Raw genomic sequence first — 18783 nt, 5'->3', positions numbered from 1 at the left:
ATGCAAAATACCAATATCATCACAACTGAGCAGGCTCCAAACACCATTTCTGCCAGCAACGCTGTATTCAACGTGCAGGCACTGGGGCAACTGACCGCATTCGCTGACCTGATGGCGCAGTCTGCCGTCACCGTTCCAAAGCATCTGGCGGGGAAACCTGCCGACTGCATGGCGATTGTTATGCAGGCTATGCAGTGGGGCATGAACCCTTACGCAGTAGCGCAGAAAACGCACCTGGTAAACGGCGTGCTGGGTTACGAGGCGCAACTGGTGAATGCGGTAATTTCCAGCTCAAGCGCTATTCAGGGGCGATTCCATTACGAGTACGGCGGTGACTGGGAAAAGATCGCCGGTCAAAAAGATGGTCGTGATGAGCTGGGCCTTTATATCCGTGTCGGCGCGGTCCTGCGCGGTGAAGCGGAGATCACCTGGGGTGAACCAATCTACCTGGCCGACATTACCACCAGAAACTCACCGTTGTGGAAGACGGCGCCGAAGCAGCAGATTGCGTACCTCGCAGTGAAGTACTGGGCGCGCCTGTACTGTCCGGAGGTTATCCTGGGCGTTTACAGCCCGGATGAAGTCGAGCCGCGCGCAGAGAAAGAGATTAACCCGGCGCCTCAGCGCGTAACCCTGAAAGAAATATCAAGTGACACTGTCACAACCACCAGCAGCGCGCGTGAATCCACTGTGAATGTTGATGCGATCGCTGACGAATTCCGGGAACGGATTGATGCCGCCGAAGATATCGACGCAGCGAAAGCCGTGGGCGAAGACATTAACCAGGCCAAGGCAACTCTGGGTTCAGCACTGTTCACCGAACTCAAGAACAAAGCCACGCAGCGTTATCACCGGGTGAATGCTCGCAACAAAATCGAGGCGACGATTAACTCCCTACCGTCTGCCGGCGAACCGGACGCAGCCGACTTGTTCACCAAGGCAGAAGCGACACTCACCGCCGCGCGCCGCCACTTGGGCGACGAACTTTACGAGCAGTTCCGCGTAACGCTCGACGACATGAAACCGGAATACGTTGGCTAACGGAGGTCGGCCCCGGCTGGGGCCGAATTATCAGCATGGTAGATAAATTTGAACGTCAGAAAGCGGTCGCTCATTACCTGCTCGAAAATCCGCAGGCCTGCCCCGCACAAATCAGTGAAGCGCTTTGCCTTACCGACCGGGCAACGCGCTACGTCATCGGGGTGATGACGGAAAGCGGCATGATTATCCGCACCCGAAATGCTATCGATGGCCGTATTCACAATTTCGTCGTAAGCGACTGGTATGCCGACGAACTGGTAAACGGACCCGCACCAGAGCCGACAGAGCGCGGTCAGTTACGACAGCTGCAGGCGACGGCCACGCAACTGGAAAAGCGCGGATTGTGGCGCCGGGCGGCTACCGTTTGGGCGGAGTTATCCCGCCTCCAGAAAACGGTCACTGGTGTTGCCCTGATCGCCTCTCAGCGTAACCGCTGCGTTCGGAGGGCCAGAGCATGAAGCTGATTAACCGCGGCAGTAAACAATCCCCGCTCGCGCGCCAGGCATGTGCGATAGCGCTGGAAACCCACCACCAGCGTTACGGTGACTACGGGCGCAGCAAAATGAAAGAGACGTACACGGTGCGTGTTGAAGGCGTGAAGGTCTGGGTGGAGGTGGTCAACCGTAGCCGCAGCTATGTGGCCACAGCAATGACCGGGATGCGCCGGCTGCGTGCGCTGCCGGGCCAGGTGAATTGAATAATACTGAAAATGGCCCGAAAAGGGCCACTGGAGAAAATGATGGATGATATTTTGCTGACTTCAGACCTGACCAGTCGATACAAAATCTCACGTAAAACCCTTTGGTCATGGCAGAGCGAAGAAACGATGCCACGTGGTTTTATCTGCCCTTTTCCACCGCCTGATTTTCCCGGTAACCCCAACCGATGGCGATCGGAGTCGGTGAAACAGTGGGAAAGAAAAAAGCGGATAAATTAGCTAAATGGCTCTCCGATAATCCCTTCCAGATGGCTCTGCCAGACGCGGAGCCAGTGTTTCTGGTCATCGATATAATCATGCAGGTTGTAATGCGCCATTACACCAACCATCTGATGACCGAGCAGCTTTTCAACTACATGAGGCGGGCAACCAAGCTCTGAGAGGTTCGTAGCGATCGTTCTCCTCATATCATGAAGGGACCACTCTTCCATTCCCGCCCCAGTCCATATGCTCCGTGCATAGTTTGAAGCTACTGGAGGGTGAACCGGTGAATCTTTTATTTTTCCACCAAGTAGACGCTGGGAGGTAACTAAGTGGACAGTATTGATTTTCTCAAGATGATTTCTCACCAGCGCCACGGCAGCATCGGAAAGCCCACGCCTCACGTGCACCCGAGTTTTATAGCTACCTGCAGGGACGTTCCACTCATTATCTTCTAAATGAAACCAGGCTCTTTCACTCAAGCGAATCTCCGCCGTTCGGCAGCCGGTCAACATGATGAACTTGACCAGGAAAACAGACTCGATTGACATGTGACTTTTTAGCCACTGATAGATAGTGCGCAACTCGCTATCATCAAGCCGGCGTGTTCTTTTCTTTGGTTTTTGCCCCACGTCAGTGGGTAAAAGCCCTTCCAGGGGGTTAGTCGAAATCACGCCCCTATTAATGCAAAACCGAAAAGCCCGCTTGCACAACGACAACATATAGTGGGCCATCACCCGGCTCTCGATTTTGTCGAAAAGCTCAATCCAATGAAGTTTTGTTGAGTTATCAACTTTCACATTCATCATCGGTTCAGCTATGTGCTTCGCGAAAACGAGACGGTAGTAATCGACTTTAGCCAGCCCATTGGCCATACAATACTTTTCGATCCAGTAGTTGAATGCATCAGCGACTAGCATCGAGTCTTGCTTGGTCAATTTTTCCAACTTAACCTGCTCTCTTGGATCAAGCCCTTCAGTAAGCCAGGTTCTGAATTGTTGGCGCCGTTCTCTTGCCTGAGCGATGCTCATTGCGGGATAATCACCAACATTGAGCTTTACCGCTTTTCCGGCCCACCGATAGCGGTAGAAAAATGAAATCTTGCCTGTCTGGCTGATTCTTGCATTTAGTCCGTGAGAATCTGAAACGACTTCGATATCATCCCGTTTCTTGCCAAGGGCCTTCCTGAGCTTTGTGTCAGTAATCATTGAATGGGTACACATTTGGCTTTTGAGTACGCAAAAGTGTACACAAAATCCTATGCTCAAAGATACTCGCTATGTAACACTCCCGCTCAAAGTGTAGTGATGAAAGGCAGGAAACCCAGACCAGGAAAGGCCTGAGCGTAACAGAACGTTTTTGAGCGGAATTCTTCGAAATAAGTTGAATGACAATATAAAAAGGTTTTTTGAGTTGCGCTAAGCAGCGCTGAAAAACAGAGGGCACCCAGACGGTGCCCTTTTAATCATCAGAGATCGTAGATGGCAAACAACAGGCAGTTACGCTGCCGGCCGACCAGGCACTTTCTGATGGAGTGGATGCGCATATTACGACGCGATTGTGCTTCAAGCCAACGCGCTTTGCGACGACTGGCCTGTCGCACCATCCGCCAACGCCCCACTTCCGGTCTACTACGCTTCATTTCTAACGCTCTTGCTAAAAAAGACGGCCCATTATAGCCCCTTGCTAATGGCTGACCAGCGGTTTCTCGTTGCGTTTTTATTTGCCAGATCTCTTCGGATGCGTAAACTCTTAACAACTGGCAAGCAAAAGGATTTTCGAAATATGACAACCGTGTACACCGTAGTAAGTTGGATGGCCATTCTGGGGTATTGGTTGTTAATCGCCGGGGTAACGTTACGTATTCTGATGAAGCGGCGCGCAGTGCCTTCAGCCATGGCCTGGCTGCTGATTATTTATATTCTCCCGTTGGTCGGTATCATCGCCTATCTTTCCCTGGGCGAGCTGCATCTCGGGAAACGCCGCGCCGAACGCGCGCGCGCGATGTGGCCATCAACCGCAAAGTGGTTGAACAATCTTAAGGCCTGCAAACATATCTTCGCCGAAAACAACAGCCAGGTCGCCTCTTCACTATTTAAACTCTGTGAACGCCGCCAGGGTATCGCGGGCCTCAAGGGTAATCAGCTACAGCTATTGACCGAGTCTGACGACGTGATGCAGGCAATCATTCGCGATATTCAGCTGGCGCGACACAATATTGAGATGGTCTTTTATATCTGGCAGCCTGGCGGTATGGCCGACCAGGTTGCGGAATCGCTGATGGCCGCAGCCCGTCGTGGCGTGCACTGCCGATTGATGCTGGACTCCGCGGGCAGCGTAGCCTTCTTCCGCAGCCCTTGGGCAGCCATGATCCGCAATGCGGGCATCGAGGTCGTTGAAGCGCTAAAGGTGAATCTGATGCGTGTATTCCTGCGCCGGATGGATTTACGCCAGCATCGCAAAATGATCATGATCGACAACTATATTGCCTACACCGGCAGTATGAACATGGTCGACCCGCGCTTCTTTAAGCAAGACTCTGGAGTCGGCCAGTGGATTGACCTGATGGCGCGTATGGAAGGCCCTATCGCCACCGGCATGGGCATCGTTTACTCCTGTGACTGGGAGATTGAGACCGGCAAACGCATTTTACCGCCGACGCCTGATCTCAATATCATGCCTTTTGAAGAAGCCAGCGGGCATACCATCCAGACGATTGCGTCCGGGCCTGGCTTCCCGGAAGACCTGATTCATCAGGCGCTGCTCACCGCGGCGTATTCCGCTCGCGAGTATCTGATCATGACGACGCCGTACTTTGTCCCGAGTGAGGATTTGCTGCACGCCATCTGCACCGCCGCGCAGCGTGGGGTTGATGTGAGCATCATCTTACCGCGTAAAAATGACTCGGTGCTGGTTGGCTGGGCCAGTCGAGCCTTCTTTACGGAACTGCTGGCGGCGGGCGTCAAAATCTATCAGTTTGAAGGGGGCTTGTTGCATACCAAGAGCGTGCTGGTCGACGGCGAGCTGAGTCTGGTCGGAACGGTTAACCTCGACATGCGCAGCCTGTGGCTCAACTTCGAGATTACGTTGGTGATAGACGATAGCGGATTCGGCAGCGATCTTGCGGCCGTACAGGACGACTATATTTCCCGTTCGCGTCTGCTGGATGCGCGACTGTGGGTGAAACGTCCATTCTGGCATCGCATCGCCGAACGACTGTTTTACTTCTTTAGCCCATTACTGTAAAACGTGCCCATTAGCACTCAACAGGTAGCCATCATGGATATGGATTTAAACAATCGTCTGACCGAAGATGAAACGCTCGAACAGGCTTATGATATTTTTCTTGAGCTTGCGGGTGACAACCTCGACCCGGCCGACATCATACTGTTCAATCTGCAGTTTGAAGAGCGCGGGGGCGCCGAGCTGTTTGACCCTTCCGAAGACTGGAAAGATCACGTGGATTTCGATCTGAATCCCGATTTCTTCGCCGAAGTCGTGATCGGTCTGGCGGAAACAGACGGCGGTGAGATTAACGACATTTTCGCCCGCGTGCTGCTGTGTCGCGAGAAAGATCACAAGCTTTGCCATATTCTCTGGCGCGAGTAATACGTTAAAGGGCAGCCACGCTGCCCTTTTTTATCGGCAAATTATTGTTGCCGAGGAAGTGCTGTACCGCAGCCGTTGCAATAGCGCGCGGTTGGCTCGTGGTGTCGCTGTTTACAATGCGGGCACACCCGTTCCTGACGACGTTTCTGGAATTCGCTGGTCATCTGCGCGGTAATAATCCCCGTCGGAATCGCGATCACGGAATAACCGATCAAAATCAGAATAGACGCCACCATTCTGCCCGCTGCGGTATGCGGTGTTATATCGCCATAGCCCACCGTCGTGACCGTAACAATCGCCCAATATACCGCCGTGCTCAACGTGGTAAAACCATTCACCGGCCCTTCTATGCCATACATAAGCGCTCCGGCCACGATCATCACGATGCCGATAAACGCGTAGAATAGAATAAGCTGATGTCGGGAGTTAACGATCGCGCTCCATAGACTGTTCAACGCAGGCATCAACCGGAGTAGCTTCAAAATTCGCAGTACGCGAATCACGCGCATCGCTCGCCAGGCAAACAAATATTCCACGCCGATTTCAGGCCATAGCATGATCACGTAAAACGGTAGAATGGTGGCGAGGTCGATAACCCCCCAGAAGCTGAAAACATAACGCGCGGGATTGGGCCAGCAGAATAGACGCAGGAAATATTCCAGCGTAAAGACCAGCGTAAAGGCAATTTCCAGCCAGACAAAAGCATGCCACTCATCGTAGGTCAGATGGTAGGTTGTCCCGATACCGGACTCAATAAAGATAGTGATAACGCTTAATAAGGCAAAACAACCGCACAGTGCTTCAAACCGGCGCCCGGTCCGCGTACGTTGATCGAATAAGAAATGATAAAGACGATGGCGCAAAGCGCTAATACCGGTCACGATGAAGCCTCGTATAAAGAATAAGGGCTGGCAACCTGCCAGCCCTGACGATTATAACGGGTCAACCTTGAGACAGGAAACGGCGTGACGGAAACTTCCTTCCAGAAGTGGACGCGTTTGCGCACATTCTGGCCCCGCCAGCGGGCAACGGGTACGGAATACACAGCCTGACGGCGGGTTGATCGGCGAAGGCAGTTCGCCTTCCAGAAGCTGAATGGTTTTATTCTGCTCCAGGTCGGGATCGGGCACCGGTACGGCGGACATCAGCGCCCTGGTGTACGGATGCAACGGGTTGTTGTACACCTCGTCGTAGGTGCCCAGCTCAACCGCATGCCCTAAATACATCACCAATACGCGATCGGAAATATGCTTCACCACCGCCAGATCGTGGGCAATGAAGATCAGCGACAGTCCCATCTCACGCTGTAGCTGCTGCAGCAGGTTGACCACCTGCGCCTGAATCGACACGTCCAGCGCCGAGACGGGTTCATCGCAGATAATCAGTTTCGGTTCAAGGATCAGCGCGCGCGCAATACCAATACGCTGGCACTGGCCGCCGGAAAACTCATGCGGATAACGGTTGACGAGGTTAGGCAGCAGCCCCACCTTCATCATCATGGTTTTCACTTTGTCGCGCACTTCCTGACGCGGCATTTTCGGATAGTAGGTACGCAGCGGCTCGGCGATGATCTCACCGATGGTCATACGTGGGTTCAACGACGCCAGCGGATCCTGGAAAATCATCTGAATATCGCTTCGCACATTGCGCCACTCATCCGGCTTCATGCCGAGCAGGTCTTTCCCCAGCCAGGCCACTTTACCGTCGGTGGCTTTCACCAGACCGATAATGGCTCGCGCAAAGGTTGATTTCCCGCAGCCGGACTCGCCTACTACCCCTAGCGTTTCGCCCTCATACAGTCGCAGCGTGACGCCATCGACTGCTTTCAGCGTTTTCGGCGGCTGCCAGAACCACTGCTTGCCATCTTTAATCTCGAAGTGGACCTTTAAATCCGCGATTTCGAGCAGTACTTTTCTTTCGTCAGTCACGGCGTTCATACCAGCTCCCCCACGGTCTTAAAGCAGGCACGTAAACGGCCTGGTGCAAACTCTTCCAGCGGCGGCGCGCTGCTGCAGGCCTCCATCGCATGCGGACAGCGAGGCTGGAACGGGCAGCCAGTCGGCAAACGTAACAAGTTTGGTGGGTTGCCAGGAATGGTCAGCAGCGATTCGCCTTCACCGTCCAGACGTGGAACCGCATTCAGCAGACCAATAGAGTACGGATGCGCAGGCTGATAGAAAACATCGCGCGCTTTGCCATATTCCATCGTGCGGCCTGCGTACATCACCAGCACCTTATCGCAGATCCCTGCAACGACGCCGAGATCGTGGGTAATCATGATAATCGCTGTATTGAATTCACGCTTAAGTTCGTTCAACAACGTCATAATCTGCGCCTGAACGGTCACGTCCAGCGCGGTGGTGGGCTCATCGGCAATCAGCAGTTTTGGCCGACACAGCAAAGCCATCGCGATCATCACGCGCTGACGCATGCCGCCGGAAAATTCGTGCGGATACATTTTCATCCGCTTGCGCGCTTCCGGCATTTTGACCGCATCCAGCATTTTGACCGACTCTTCAAACGCTTCAGCCTTGCCCATGCCTTTATGCAGCATCAGCACTTCCATCAGCTGCTCGCCTACCCTCATATATGGGTTCAGGGAGGTCATGGGATCCTGGAAAATCATCGAAATCTGCTCGGCGCGCAGTTTGTTTAGCGCATGTTCCGGCAGGTTGAGGATCTCTTTCCCGTTAAACAGCGCCGAACCGCCGATCCGTCCATTACTCGCCAGCAACCCCATCAGCGCAAACGCGGTTTGTGATTTACCCGAACCGGATTCACCTACAATACCCAGCGTCTCGCCCGCATGCAGACTGAAGTTGAGGTCATTGACGGCAGTCACATCGCCGTCAGGCGTTTTAAAGGTGACGCGCAGATCTTTTACGTCCAGCAACCGCTGCGACGTTGTTGCCGTTTCAATTATGCTCATGGCAACACTCCTTAACGGTCTTTCGGATCGAGGGCATCACGCAGGCCATCGCCGATAAAGTTGAAACAAAACAGCGTCACGACCAGGAATCCAGCCGGGAACAGCAGCAGCCACGGCGACACTTCCATCGAGTTGGCGCCATCGCTTAGCAGCGCGCCCCAACTGCTCAGTGGCTCCTGCGTTCCCAGACCGAGGAAGCTCAGGAAGGATTCGAACAGAATCATGCTTGGCACCAACAGTGAGGCATACACGACGACGACCCCGAGCACGTTCGGTACGATATGACGGATAACGATGCTGGCAGTAGAGACGCCGCCGACCTGGGCCGCCTCAATAAACTCTTTACGTTTCAGGCTAAGCGTCTGACCGCGCACAATACGCGCCATATCCAGCCAGGAAACCATCCCGATAGCAACGAAAATCAGCAGGATGTTTTGGCCAAAGAAGGTTACCAGCAAAATCACGAAGAACATGAACGGGAAGGAGTTGAGAATTTCCAGCAGGCGCATCATCACCGAATCGACTTTACCGCCGAGATAGCCAGAGAGCGAGCCGTACAACGTCCCCACGATAACGGCCACCAACGCAGCGGCAATGCCCACCATCAGTGAGATACGCCCACCGATTGCCACACGAACCAGCAGGTCACGCCCGGAAGAGTCGGTACCAAAGTAGTGCCCGGACTCCATATCCGGCGCATTGGACATCATGCCCCAATCCGTATCAAAGTAGGAAAACTGCGATACCATCGGTGCCAGCGTCACGAAGAGTGCAATCAGCACCAGCACAATGAGGCTGGCAACCGCCGCACGGTTATGCATAAAGCGCCGGCGCGCGTCCTGCCACAGACTGCGCCCTTCGACTTCCAGCTTCTCACTGAAACTCTCCAGCGCCTCGCTGTTCTTTTTACTTAACATCATAGCGAGCTCCAGCCTTAGTAACGGATTTTCGGATCGATAACGGCGTAAAGAACGTCTACCACCGCGTTAAACAGGATCGTTAATGCGCCAACCAGAATCGTCAGGCTAAGCACCAGGGAGTAATCGCGGTTAAGCGCTCCGTTAACGAACAACTGTCCAATCCCCGGCAAGCCGTAGATGGTTTCAATCACCATCGAACCGGTAATAATACCGACGAAGGCCGGCCCCATATACGAAAGTACCGGCAGCAGCGCGGGTTTTAACGCGTGGCGGAAAATAATGCGCCGCATCGGTAGCCCTTTTGCGCGCGCGGTCCGAATAAAGTTGGAGTGTAAAACTTCAATCATCGAGCCACGGGTAATACGCGCGATACTGGCGATATAGGCCAGAGACAGCGCGACCATCGGCAGGATCATGAATTTGAGCGCACCACCGTTCCAGCCCCCACCGGGGAGCCAGTGCAGCGTAATCGCAAATATCATGACCAGCAGCGGCGCGACAACGAAGCTGGGTATCACTACACCGGTCATCGCCACCCCCATCACCGCATAATCCCATTTAGTGTTCTGTTTTAATGCCGCAATCACGCCCGCCGTGACGCCAAAAATAACCGCCAGCAGAAATGCCGCCGCGCCTAATTTGGCCGACACCGGGAAGCTCACTGCCACCAGATCGTTAACGGAATAATCTTTATATTTAAAGGAAGGGCCGAAATCACCGTGTGCTAACTGCTTCAGGTAATTACCGTACTGCACCAGGATAGGATCGTTTAAGTGATATTTTGCTTCGATGTTGGCCATGACTTCGGGCGGCAGCGTACGCTCGCCCGTAAACGGGCTGCCCGGCGCAAGGCGCATCATGAAGAAGGAGATCGTAATAAGGATAAATAGCGTCGGAATCGCTTCCAGACAGCGACGTAATATAAATTTCAACATTGCCCGTACCTTCTGGCATGTGCCTTTGCACTGCTCTCAAATAAGACACGATGGGGCGAGTTCACGCTCGCCCCACGTATTGCCATTAATGCTTGATAACGTACAGATCTTTGGTATAGACGTTATCCATCGGGTCTTTACCGGTGTAGCCGCCAACCCATGGTTTCACCAGGCGGGCGTTAACGTAGTAATAGACCGGTACGATAGCGGTATCTTTATCCAACTGCTGCTCAGCCTTCGCATACGCGGCGGTACGCTGCTCTTCGTTGGCGGCTTTTACCGACTCAGCCATGATCTTATCGAACGCTTCGCTCTTATAGTGAGCGGTGTTCATCGAGCTGCCGGACAGCATGGTGTTCAGGAATGAAGTCGGTTCGTTGTAGTCCGCACACCAGCCGGCGCGCGCGACATCGTAGGTCCCCTGGTGACGCGTGTCGAGGAAGGTCTTCCACTCCTGGTTCACCAGCTTCACTTCAACGCCCAGGTTCTTACGCCACAGCGATGCCGCAGCAATAGCCAGCTTCTTGTGTAAATCTGAGGTGTTGTACAACAGGTTGAAGGTCAACGGTTTATCGGCGGTATAACCCGCTTCTGCCAGCAGTTTTTTACCTTCTTCATTACGTTTTTCTTGCGACCATTTGAACCACTCAGGCTCGGTCAGCTTCGCGCCATCGGTATAAGGCGGCGTGTAACCATAAGCCGGCAGGTCACCCTGGCCCTTCACTTTGTTGGCGATGATATCGCGATCCAGCCCCAGCTTCAGCGCGGTACGTACGCGAGCATCGGTAAACGGCGCTTTCTGGTTATTGATTTCGTAGTAATAAGTACACAGGTACGGGTCGACGTGAACTTCGTTCGGGATTTCTTTTTTCAGCTTCTGGAACAGCTCAATTGGCAGCTGGTTATAGGTCATATCCAGCTCACCGCTGCGGTAGCGGTTTACGTAGGTCACTTCGGAAGACGTCGGCAACCAGGTCACCTGGTCAATAACGGTTTTCTTGTTATCCCAGTACTGTGGGTTACGTTCCATCACGATACGTTCGTTAACAACCCAGTCTTTCAGGGTGTACGCGCCGTTGGTAACGATGTTGCCCGGCTGGGTCCATTTCTCGCCGAATTTCTCGATCGCCGGTTTGTAAACCGGAGACATAGCCGGGTTCACCAGCAGCTTGTAGAAATACGGTACTGGCTCACTCAGCGTCACTTCCAGCGTGTGATCATCGATCGCTTTCACGCCCAGTTCGCTCGGCGCTTTTTTACCGTCGATAATTTCATCAACGTTCACAATATGGCCGTACTGCGGATAGCTGGCGTAGGGCGATGCGGTTTTCGGATCGACCAGGCGCTGCCAGCTATAAACGAAATCTTGTGCGGTAACCGGTTCGCCGTTGGACCATTTGGCATCTTTACGCAGATGGAATGTCCAGACTTTAAAGTCTTTATTGTCCCAGCTTTCGGCGACGCCCGGAATCGGGTGACCGTCTTTTGGAGAGGTATTCAGCAACCCTTCGAACAGGTCGCGGCTGATATTCGCCTCTGGCACCCCTTCAATTTTATTTGGGTCGAGAGACTGCGGTTCAGCGCCGCTATTTCTTACCAGCGTTTGTTTGCTCGCTAACTCGGTGCCTGCAGGAACATCTGCAGCCATTACGTTCCCTGCGATCAGCGCTGTGAGAATGCCAGCCGCAACCAGGCTTTTTTTTGTGATGATGGACATTGTGTTGATACTCCGTTCATTATTATTACTGACTGTCGTCAGCCTGTTTAGTCCCCTTTCGGGTTCCTGTACAGCGCAGGAGATTTTTGCGTCTGCCAGGTCATTTACTGCCTGCTATCACCGACTTTTTTATTACGGCCGCTCTTATGGCAGCCTGACGTCGATTCATTAAAGCCTCCCCCCTGTCGGGACGCTTTTCTTATTCTGTTCATAACTGCTTACAAGTAGAAACAGTTATCGTTTACATAACTTTATCTTGCGAATAACTCAGGCCGGAAAGTACCAAATGCCGATTATCGCCGCCAATATAATTTGCAAATTTGTTAACCAATTCTCTTTTAGTCAGCAAACCCGCGTGTTTACAACAGCGTATTCACAAAACATGATTTTCTTAAATCTATAATTATCAGATAGATATACAAAAAACGATTGCCATCCCTCGCAGATCCAGCATCAGAGGCTGTTTTTTGTACAAAAAATTAACAGTTGCTTATTTTTTAGCACATAACTCTGCCGGCAAACTGAAATTACTAATATCATTTCAATTATCCAACAGCAAGCCCCAGAGTATCGTGTGAAAGAAATAACATTTATGTGGCGGGTAGCTGAATGGCGAGGAAAAACTAACCTATTGAAGATTATGATTTTTTTTAAACATTCGAATTGTTTATTTCTAGAACAACACGCGAAATGAGAGATATGTTTTTCTGATATTAACGGCAACAATAGTTCCGATCGCCCTACCGTCGCCGCAGAATAATTAACCGACCAGCCCCGGGAAGATAGATTTGATGCCGGTCACAATGAATTCAATGCCCAACGCCATCAGCAACAAACCCATAATTCGGGTCACGACGTTAATTCCCGTTTGCCCCAGCATACGCACCAACCAGGGAGAAAGACGAAAAATGCCCCAACAGCACCAGGCAAATAGCGCAATAGATAAGGAAAAACCCAGGAGATAGGTCAGCGAATGATAGCGTGTGCCCCATACGATCGTAGAGCTAATTGCACCTGGCCCCGCCATCAGCGGCAAAGCCAGCGGTACAACGCCCAAACTTTCGCGCACGGCCGTCTCTGACTTCTCTTGTTTGTTCTGCTTATCTTCTCCCAGCTTACCGCTAATCATCGACATCGCAATCGAGACCACCAGGATCCCGCCGGCAATGCGGAAGGAGTCAATCGAAATACCGAAGAGTTGCAGGATCAGGTCGCCGAGGAAGAGTGAAGTCAACAGAATAATGGCTACCGACAGACTCGCGGTCAGGTTGGTTTTATTACGCACCGCTGCCGTTTGATTGCTCGTCAGGCTAATGAAAACGGGAATCAGCCCTACCGGGTTCACCAACGCAAACAGTCCAATAAAGAACTTAAAGAAAATAGGAAAATCAAACAACGTCTGAATCACGTTAACCCCGGCGCATCATTAAAAGTTGTCGTTGACGAACAGCAAATCGAGAGTGGCGCAGACAATACCCTTTTTATCGACCATCTTCACCAGAATTATCCAGAAAAATGAGGCAAAAACAGAGTGTTATATATTTGTGTAAAGTATGCTAATGTTTACAGCACCGATACTCACGAATGATTAACAGTTCCTACATTTTGCTAAAAACGGCCTGCTGAAAGGTGTCAGCTTAGCCTAAATTTGATTTAGATCACGTAAATCGTACTCAGAAGTGGGTAATCTGCTTACACCGAAAGAGAAGCGGCCTCATAAATAAGTCGTATTTTTTCCGGTGAGCTCCTTGGCTAAATCGAAGCTCTTTTAGTAAATCAGTGAATCAGTTCGTGGGTAACGCCTTGTTTCCTTAACTTTTTCGCCAGCTGCAGGTGATTTGTCTATACTGACTTGTCGAGCAGATGATTCACTAAAAAAGTTTAACATTATCAGGAGAGCATTATGGCTGTTACTAATGTCGCTGAACTTAACGCACTCGTAGAGCGCGTAAAAAAAGCCCAGCGTGAATATGCCAGTTTCACTCAAGAGCAAGTTGACAAAATCTTCCGCGCCGCCGCTCTGGCCGCTGCAGATGCTCGAATCCCTCTCGCCAAAATGGCTGTTGCCGAATCCGGCATGGGTATTGTTGAAGACAAAGTGATCAAAAACCACTTCGCTTCAGAATATATCTACAACGCCTATAAAGATGAAAAAACCTGTGGCGTGCTGTCTGAAGACGACACTTTCGGTACTATCACTATTGCTGAACCTATCGGCATCATCTGCGGTATCGTACCAACAACTAACCCAACGTCTACTGCTATCTTCAAATCGCTGATCAGCCTGAAGACGCGTAACGCCATCATTTTCTCTCCGCACCCGCGTGCAAAAGATGCGACCAACAAAGCGGCTGACATCGTTCTGCAGGCTGCCATCGCAGCCGGCGCACCGAAAGATCTGATCGGCTGGATTGATCAACCGTCTGTTGAACTGTCTAACGCCCTGATGCACCACCCGGACATCAACCTGATCCTCGCGACCGGTGGTCCAGGTATGGTTAAAGCGGCATACAGCTCCGGTAAACCAGCTATCGGCGTAGGCGCAGGTAACACCCCGGTTGTTATTGATGAAACCGCTGATGTGAAACGTGCTGTTGCATCCGTTCTGATGTCTAAAACCTTCGATAACGGCGTAATCTGTGCTTCTGAACAGTCTGTTGTTGTTGTTGATTCCGTATACGATGCAGTGCGTGAGCGTTTCGCGACTCACGGAGGCTACCTGCTGCAGGGTAAAGAGCTGAAAGCCGTTCAGGACGTTATCCTGAAGAATGGCGCGCTGAATGCCGCTATCGTTGGTCAGCCGGCATACAAAATTGCTGAACTGGCAGGCTTCTCCGTACCGGAAACCACTAAGATTCTGATCGGTGAAGTTAAGGTTGTTGACGAAAGCGAACCGTTTGCACACGAAAAACTGTCTCCGACGCTGGCGATGTATCGTGCGAAAGACTTCGAAGATGCCGTGGACAAAGCTGAAAAACTGGTTGCGATGGGCGGTATCGGTCATACCTCTTGCCTGTACACCGACCAGGATAACCAGCCGGAACGCGTTGCTTACTTCGGTCAGATGATGAAAACCGCGCGTATCCTGATCAACACCCCGGCTTCTCAGGGTGGTATCGGCGACCTGTACAACTTCAAACTCGCACCTTCCCTGACTCTGGGTTGTGGTTCCTGGGGTGGTAACTCCATCTCTGAAAACGTTGGTCCTAAGCACCTGATCAACAAGAAAACCGTTGCTAAGCGAGCTGAAAACATGTTGTGGCACAAACTTCCGAAATCTATCTACTTCCGCCGTGGCTCACTGCCAATCGCGCTGGATGAAGTGATTACCGATGGCCACAAACGTGCGCTGATCGTGACCGACCGCTTCCTGTTCAACAACGGCTACGCAGATCAGATCACTTCTGTTCTGAAAGCGGCTGGCGTTGAAACCGAAGTGTTCTTCGAAGTTGAGGCTGACCCGACTCTGACTATCGTCCGTAAAGGTGCGGACCTGGCGAACTCGTTCAAACCAGACGTGATCATCGCGCTGGGCGGCGGTTCCCCGATGGACGCAGCAAAAATCATGTGGGTCATGTACGAGCACCCGGAAACCCACTTCGAAGAACTGGCGCTGCGCTTTATGGACATCCGTAAACGTATCTACAAGTTCCCGAAAATGGGCGTGAAAGCAAAAATGGTTGCTATCACTACCACTTCCGGTACCGGTTCTGAAGTGACGCCGTTTGCGGTTGTTACCGACGACGCAACTGGCCAGAAATACCCGCTGGCAGACTATGCGCTGACTCCGGATATGGCGATTGTTGACGCGAACCTGGTCATGGATATGCCGAAGTCACTTTGTGCATTCGGTGGTCTGGATGCGGTAACTCACGCCCTGGAAGCTTACGTTTCCGTACTGGCTTCTGAGTTCTCCGACGGTCAGGCTCTGCAGGCTCTGAAACTGCTGAAAGAAAACCTGCCAGCGTCCTACCATGAAGGTTCTAAGAACCCGGTAGCGCGTGAGCGCGTTCACAGTGCAGCGACGATTGCCGGTATCGCGTTTGCTAACGCCTTCCTGGGTGTATGTCACTCTATGGCGCACAAGCTGGGCTCTCAGTTCCACATTCCTCACGGTCTGGCGAACGCCCTGCTGATCAGCAACGTTATTCGTTACAACGCGAACGACAACCCGACTAAACAGACCGCATTCAGCCAGTATGACCGTCCGCAAGCACGTCGTCGCTACGCTGAAATCGCTGACCATCTGGGTCTGTCTGCGCCGGGCGACCGCACTGCAGCGAAAATTGAAAAACTGCTGGGCTGGCTGGACGAAATCAAAGCTGAACTGGGTATTCCTAAGTCTATCCGTGAAGCTGGCGTGCAGGAAGCTGACTTCCTGGCACACGTTGACAAACTGTCTGAAGATGCGTTTGACGACCAGTGCACCGGCGCTAACCCGCGTTACCCGCTGATTTCTGAACTGAAACAGATTCTGCTGGATACCTACTACGGTCGTGACTTCGTTGAAGACGCTCCGGCAGCAGAGAAGAAAGAAGCCGCTCCGGCGAAAGCTGAGAAAAAAGCGAAGAAATAATCCGCTTTAACGCTCGCTGAAAAGCCTAAGCAAAAAGCCCCATCATAATGATGGGGCTTTTTTTATCTTTGCAAACATCGCCGAAAATAAATGCGCGTTTGGGCTCCATATCCCTCAGAGCCTCAAACGCGCGTAGAGACGTTTAGCAGGATCGGCAGCTTAGACGATGCTGATCCTGAATAACGGCCAGAGAGCCCTTCTCAAGCGCCTCCTTGTAGTGTTTACGGCAAACGGACACGTAGCGCTCGTTGCCCCCAATCACCACCTGCTCACCTTCGTTGTACGGACGACCTTCCTGATCGAGTCGCAGCACCATGCTAGCCTTACGGCCGCAGAAACAGATGGTTTTTAATTCCACCAGCTTGTCAGAGAGCGCCAGTAAATATTGGCTACCGCTGAATAACTCGCCGCGGAAATCCGTTCTCAGTCCGTAGCACAACACCGGGATATCCAGATTATCAACCACGTCAGAAAGCGCGTAGACCTGTTCACGCGTAAGGAACTGGCATTCATCGACCAGCACGCAGTTAACCCGCTCACGCGCGTTCTCGGCGCTAATTTCGGCAAACAGGTTACTGGTCTGATTAAACAGCTTTGCCGGCGAGGATAAACCAATTCGTGAGCTCACTTTACCCGCGCCGAAACGATCGTCTATTTCTGCGGTATAAACGATAGTGCGCATACCGCGCTCCTGGTAGTTGTATGACGACTGCAACAGGGCGGTCGACTTCCCGGCGTTCATTGCTGAGTAGTAGAAATAAAGTTGTGCCATTGGCTGCAAAATCCTAATCGATGCGTTTTTTAAACGGCGTGCAGTGTAACATATTTTGCCCACAGGCTTCCTGTGTCCTCTTCACCATTGCGAGTGAGGATAACTCTCGATAATCCCCCTGATACGACTGAAATCATCAGAAAAACCGATATTTTACGTCACTGCCGTTGCTGCCCTGCATATTTATCCCTTTGGCCGAGGTAACTTCATCATAAATCTGAAATAGTTAACCATGTATCCCCCCAGAGGCGCATACGGACAGCGGTCCATCACGGTAAAATAGCTAGCGAGGTTAATAGTTGAAAAGATTAATGAGTCTGTCTTAAAAAATGTGATCGCCACCAATTTGTGTAGCGAGTTGCTGGCCATTGTTATCTGTAAATTAAACTGCCTCAGGTTGAAATAACATCGTCATAACTATGGGCTTAAAGCCTATAACCCTGATTCCGCCTGATGTATTGCCAATGTTTACATCACGAAACCGTTTTCTTAGCCCCTAAATTTACCCATACAGGCTCTGAGGCAAATAGATGAATAGGGTTAAGGAATGCGCGGCAAAAGCCCAGCCAGGCCGTAAAGTGGTTGAGTCACGCAATCATTCATTGTTGATAGGGTAATGCACGAAATGGATGCATGCTGGCTAATACATAAGGTTGATATTTACCCGTACGGGGTATATTTATACACTTCCCGCCATCACCGGACCGCTCGTTATCCCGCAGCGGCTCCTGGCAATAAGTGCGAAAAGATGAGTAAGCGTGCCCACAATTTAACTTATAAATATTAATGACAGCATCAAATAACACGTTATTTTGAATTCCTTACATTCTTCCCTATTGCACATCTGATTTTATCGCTCTATTATTAGTTCAACAAACCACCCCACAATATAAGTTTGAGATTACTACAATGAGCGAAGCACTTAAAATTTTGAACAACATCCGTACTCTTCGTGCGCAGGCAAGAGAATGCACCCTTGAAACGCTTGAAGAAATGCTGGAAAAATTAGAAGTTGTTGTTAACGAACGTCGCGAAGAAGAAAACGCTGCTGCTGCAGAAATCGAAGAGCGTACCCGTAAACTGCAACAATATCGTGAAATGCTGATTGCTGACGGTATTGATCCGAACGAACTGCTGAATAGCATGGCTGCTGCCAAGACTGGCACCAAAGCTAAACGCGCTGCGCGTCCGGCTAAATATAGCTATGTTGATGAAAACGGCGAAACCAAAACCTGGACCGGCCAGGGCCGTACCCCGGCAGTAATCAAAAAAGCGATGGACGAACAGGGTAAATCTCTGGACGATTTCCTGATCAAGGATTAATCCTGACGCTTTGTAAGAATCCCGCTACGGCGGGATTTTTTA

17 protein-coding genes are annotated in these 18783 nt (G+C 51.5%); 7 read left to right on the top strand and 10 right to left on the bottom strand.

The window, feature by feature from the left end; translation table 11 throughout:
* Genes M989_RS10500 through M989_RS10490 form a run of 3 tightly spaced genes read left to right on the top strand, consistent with a single transcriptional unit; the run spans position 1 to position 1738 of the window.
* The gene (locus tag M989_RS10500; RefSeq protein ID WP_064545053.1) at positions 1–1041 is read left to right on the top strand and encodes a RecT family recombinase; all 1041 of its coding nucleotides are present in this window, start codon (positions 1–3) and stop codon (positions 1039–1041) included.
* A gap of 35 nt (positions 1042–1076) precedes the next feature.
* Positions 1077–1499, top strand: coding sequence for a PerC family transcriptional regulator (locus M989_RS10495; protein ID WP_064545051.1), 423 nt, complete (start codon positions 1077–1079; stop codon positions 1497–1499).
* Positions 1496–1738 carry a DUF4060 family protein gene (locus M989_RS10490; protein ID WP_064545049.1) on the top strand — a complete coding sequence of 81 codons (243 nt, stop codon included), beginning with the start codon at positions 1496–1498 and terminating at the stop codon, positions 1736–1738. Before M989_RS10495 ends, M989_RS10490 begins: the two co-directional genes overlap by 4 nt.
* Positions 1739–1974: 236 nt before the next feature.
* Here M989_RS10490 and M989_RS10485 read toward each other — a convergent pair whose 3' ends face one another.
* On the bottom strand, positions 1975–3168 hold the full coding sequence (locus M989_RS10485) for a tyrosine-type recombinase/integrase (RefSeq protein ID WP_064545047.1): 1194 nt from the start codon (positions 3166–3168) through the stop codon (positions 1975–1977).
* A 260-nt stretch (positions 3169–3428) separates the two neighbouring features.
* Complete coding sequence (locus tag M989_RS25505) at positions 3429–3602, bottom strand: YciY family protein (RefSeq protein ID WP_122983154.1); 174 nt, start codon at positions 3600–3602, stop codon at positions 3429–3431.
* Positions 3603–3745: 143 nt separating this feature from the next.
* On the opposite strand from M989_RS25505, the gene cls reads away from it, so the two are divergent.
* Together cls and M989_RS10475 are read left to right on the top strand one after the other, a co-directional pair.
* Positions 3746–5206, top strand: coding sequence for a cardiolipin synthase (gene cls, locus M989_RS10480; protein WP_064545045.1), 1461 nt, complete (start codon positions 3746–3748; stop codon positions 5204–5206).
* 33 nt (positions 5207–5239) lie between these two features.
* On the top strand, positions 5240–5569 hold the full coding sequence (locus M989_RS10475; protein WP_064545044.1) for an HI1450 family dsDNA-mimic protein: 330 nt from the start codon (positions 5240–5242) through the stop codon (positions 5567–5569).
* Between the two features lie 41 nt (positions 5570–5610).
* On the opposite strand, the gene M989_RS10470 is transcribed toward M989_RS10475, so the two are convergent.
* The 7 genes from M989_RS10470 to M989_RS10440 form a co-directional block, all read right to left on the bottom strand.
* Positions 5611–6450 (bottom strand): ion transporter, encoded by an 840-nt coding sequence (locus M989_RS10470; protein WP_064545042.1) that lies wholly within the window; start codon positions 6448–6450, stop codon positions 5611–5613.
* 51 nt (positions 6451–6501) lie between these two features.
* Positions 6502–7506 (bottom strand): murein tripeptide/oligopeptide ABC transporter ATP-binding protein OppF, encoded by a 1005-nt coding sequence (oppF, locus tag M989_RS10465; protein WP_064545040.1) that lies wholly within the window; start codon positions 7504–7506, stop codon positions 6502–6504.
* Positions 7503–8498, bottom strand: a complete 996-nt coding sequence (gene oppD, locus M989_RS10460; RefSeq protein ID WP_064545038.1) for an ABC transporter ATP-binding protein — start codon at positions 8496–8498, stop codon at positions 7503–7505. Before oppD ends, oppF begins: the two co-directional genes overlap by 4 nt.
* Positions 8499–8509: 11 nt before the next feature.
* A complete protein-coding gene (gene oppC / locus M989_RS10455; RefSeq protein WP_064545037.1) occupies positions 8510–9418 on the bottom strand; it encodes an oligopeptide ABC transporter permease OppC in 909 nt (302 codons plus the stop codon).
* 14 nt (positions 9419–9432) lie between these two features.
* Entirely contained in the window at positions 9433–10353 is a 921-nt protein-coding gene (oppB, locus tag M989_RS10450; protein WP_064545035.1) for an oligopeptide ABC transporter permease OppB, read from the bottom strand.
* A gap of 85 nt (positions 10354–10438) precedes the next feature.
* Positions 10439–12070 carry an oligopeptide ABC transporter substrate-binding protein OppA gene (oppA, locus tag M989_RS10445; RefSeq protein WP_064545033.1) on the bottom strand — a complete coding sequence of 544 codons (1632 nt, stop codon included), beginning with the start codon at positions 12068–12070 and terminating at the stop codon, positions 10439–10441.
* 760 nt (positions 12071–12830) lie between these two features.
* Entirely contained in the window at positions 12831–13478 is a 648-nt protein-coding gene (locus M989_RS10440; protein WP_064545030.1) for a YchE family NAAT transporter, read from the bottom strand.
* 495 nt (positions 13479–13973) lie between these two features.
* Here M989_RS10440 and adhE point away from each other — a divergent pair, with 495 nt between their 5' ends.
* Positions 13974–16646 (top strand): bifunctional acetaldehyde-CoA/alcohol dehydrogenase, encoded by a 2673-nt coding sequence (gene adhE, locus M989_RS10435; RefSeq protein WP_064545028.1) that lies wholly within the window; start codon positions 13974–13976, stop codon positions 16644–16646.
* 142 nt (positions 16647–16788) lie between these two features.
* Here the strand turns inward: adhE and tdk are convergent, their stop codons facing one another.
* Positions 16789–17418 (bottom strand): thymidine kinase, encoded by a 630-nt coding sequence (tdk, locus tag M989_RS10430; protein WP_064545026.1) that lies wholly within the window; start codon positions 17416–17418, stop codon positions 16789–16791.
* A 909-nt stretch (positions 17419–18327) separates the two neighbouring features.
* Between tdk and hns the strand changes: the two genes are divergently transcribed.
* Positions 18328–18741: a histone-like nucleoid-structuring protein H-NS gene (gene hns, locus M989_RS10425; protein WP_064545023.1), complete on the top strand. Its 414-nt coding sequence runs from the start codon at positions 18328–18330 to the stop codon at positions 18739–18741.
* Positions 18742–18783 lie beyond the last annotated feature (42 nt).

This window comes from Kluyvera georgiana ATCC 51603, assembly GCF_001654985.1.
GTDB lineage: Bacteria > Pseudomonadota > Gammaproteobacteria > Enterobacterales > Enterobacteriaceae > Kluyvera > Kluyvera georgiana.
The sequence above is the reverse complement of the archived record's forward strand: the minus strand, read 5'-3'. Positions and strand labels throughout refer to the sequence as shown.

What these genes read in the sequence shown, in the direction of transcription:
- oppC (WP_064545037.1), bottom strand. Translation starts at nt 9,418, where the DNA reads ATGATGTTAAGTAAAAAGAACAGCGAGGCGCTGGAGAGTTTCAGTGAG.
- cls (WP_064545045.1), top strand. Translation starts at nt 3,746, where the DNA reads ATGACAACCGTGTACACCGTAGTAAGTTGGATGGCCATTCTGGGGTAT.
- M989_RS25505 (WP_122983154.1), bottom strand. Translation starts at nt 3,602, where the DNA reads ATGAAGCGTAGTAGACCGGAAGTGGGGCGTTGGCGGATGGTGCGACAG.
- oppD (WP_064545038.1), bottom strand. Translation starts at nt 8,498, where the DNA reads ATGAGCATAATTGAAACGGCAACAACGTCGCAGCGGTTGCTGGACGTA.
- M989_RS10475 (WP_064545044.1), top strand. Translation starts at nt 5,240, where the DNA reads ATGGATATGGATTTAAACAATCGTCTGACCGAAGATGAAACGCTCGAA.
- M989_RS10500 (WP_064545053.1), top strand. Translation starts at nt 1, where the DNA reads ATGCAAAATACCAATATCATCACAACTGAGCAGGCTCCAAACACCATT.
- oppF (WP_064545040.1), bottom strand. Translation starts at nt 7,506, where the DNA reads ATGAACGCCGTGACTGACGAAAGAAAAGTACTGCTCGAAATCGCGGAT.
- oppB (WP_064545035.1), bottom strand. Translation starts at nt 10,353, where the DNA reads ATGTTGAAATTTATATTACGTCGCTGTCTGGAAGCGATTCCGACGCTA.
- tdk (WP_064545026.1), bottom strand. Translation starts at nt 17,418, where the DNA reads ATGGCACAACTTTATTTCTACTACTCAGCAATGAACGCCGGGAAGTCG.
- M989_RS10485 (WP_064545047.1), bottom strand. Translation starts at nt 3,168, where the DNA reads ATGATTACTGACACAAAGCTCAGGAAGGCCCTTGGCAAGAAACGGGAT.
- oppA (WP_064545033.1), bottom strand. Translation starts at nt 12,070, where the DNA reads ATGTCCATCATCACAAAAAAAAGCCTGGTTGCGGCTGGCATTCTCACA.
- adhE (WP_064545028.1), top strand. Translation starts at nt 13,974, where the DNA reads ATGGCTGTTACTAATGTCGCTGAACTTAACGCACTCGTAGAGCGCGTA.
- M989_RS10495 (WP_064545051.1), top strand. Translation starts at nt 1,077, where the DNA reads ATGGTAGATAAATTTGAACGTCAGAAAGCGGTCGCTCATTACCTGCTC.
- hns (WP_064545023.1), top strand. Translation starts at nt 18,328, where the DNA reads ATGAGCGAAGCACTTAAAATTTTGAACAACATCCGTACTCTTCGTGCG.
- M989_RS10490 (WP_064545049.1), top strand. Translation starts at nt 1,496, where the DNA reads ATGAAGCTGATTAACCGCGGCAGTAAACAATCCCCGCTCGCGCGCCAG.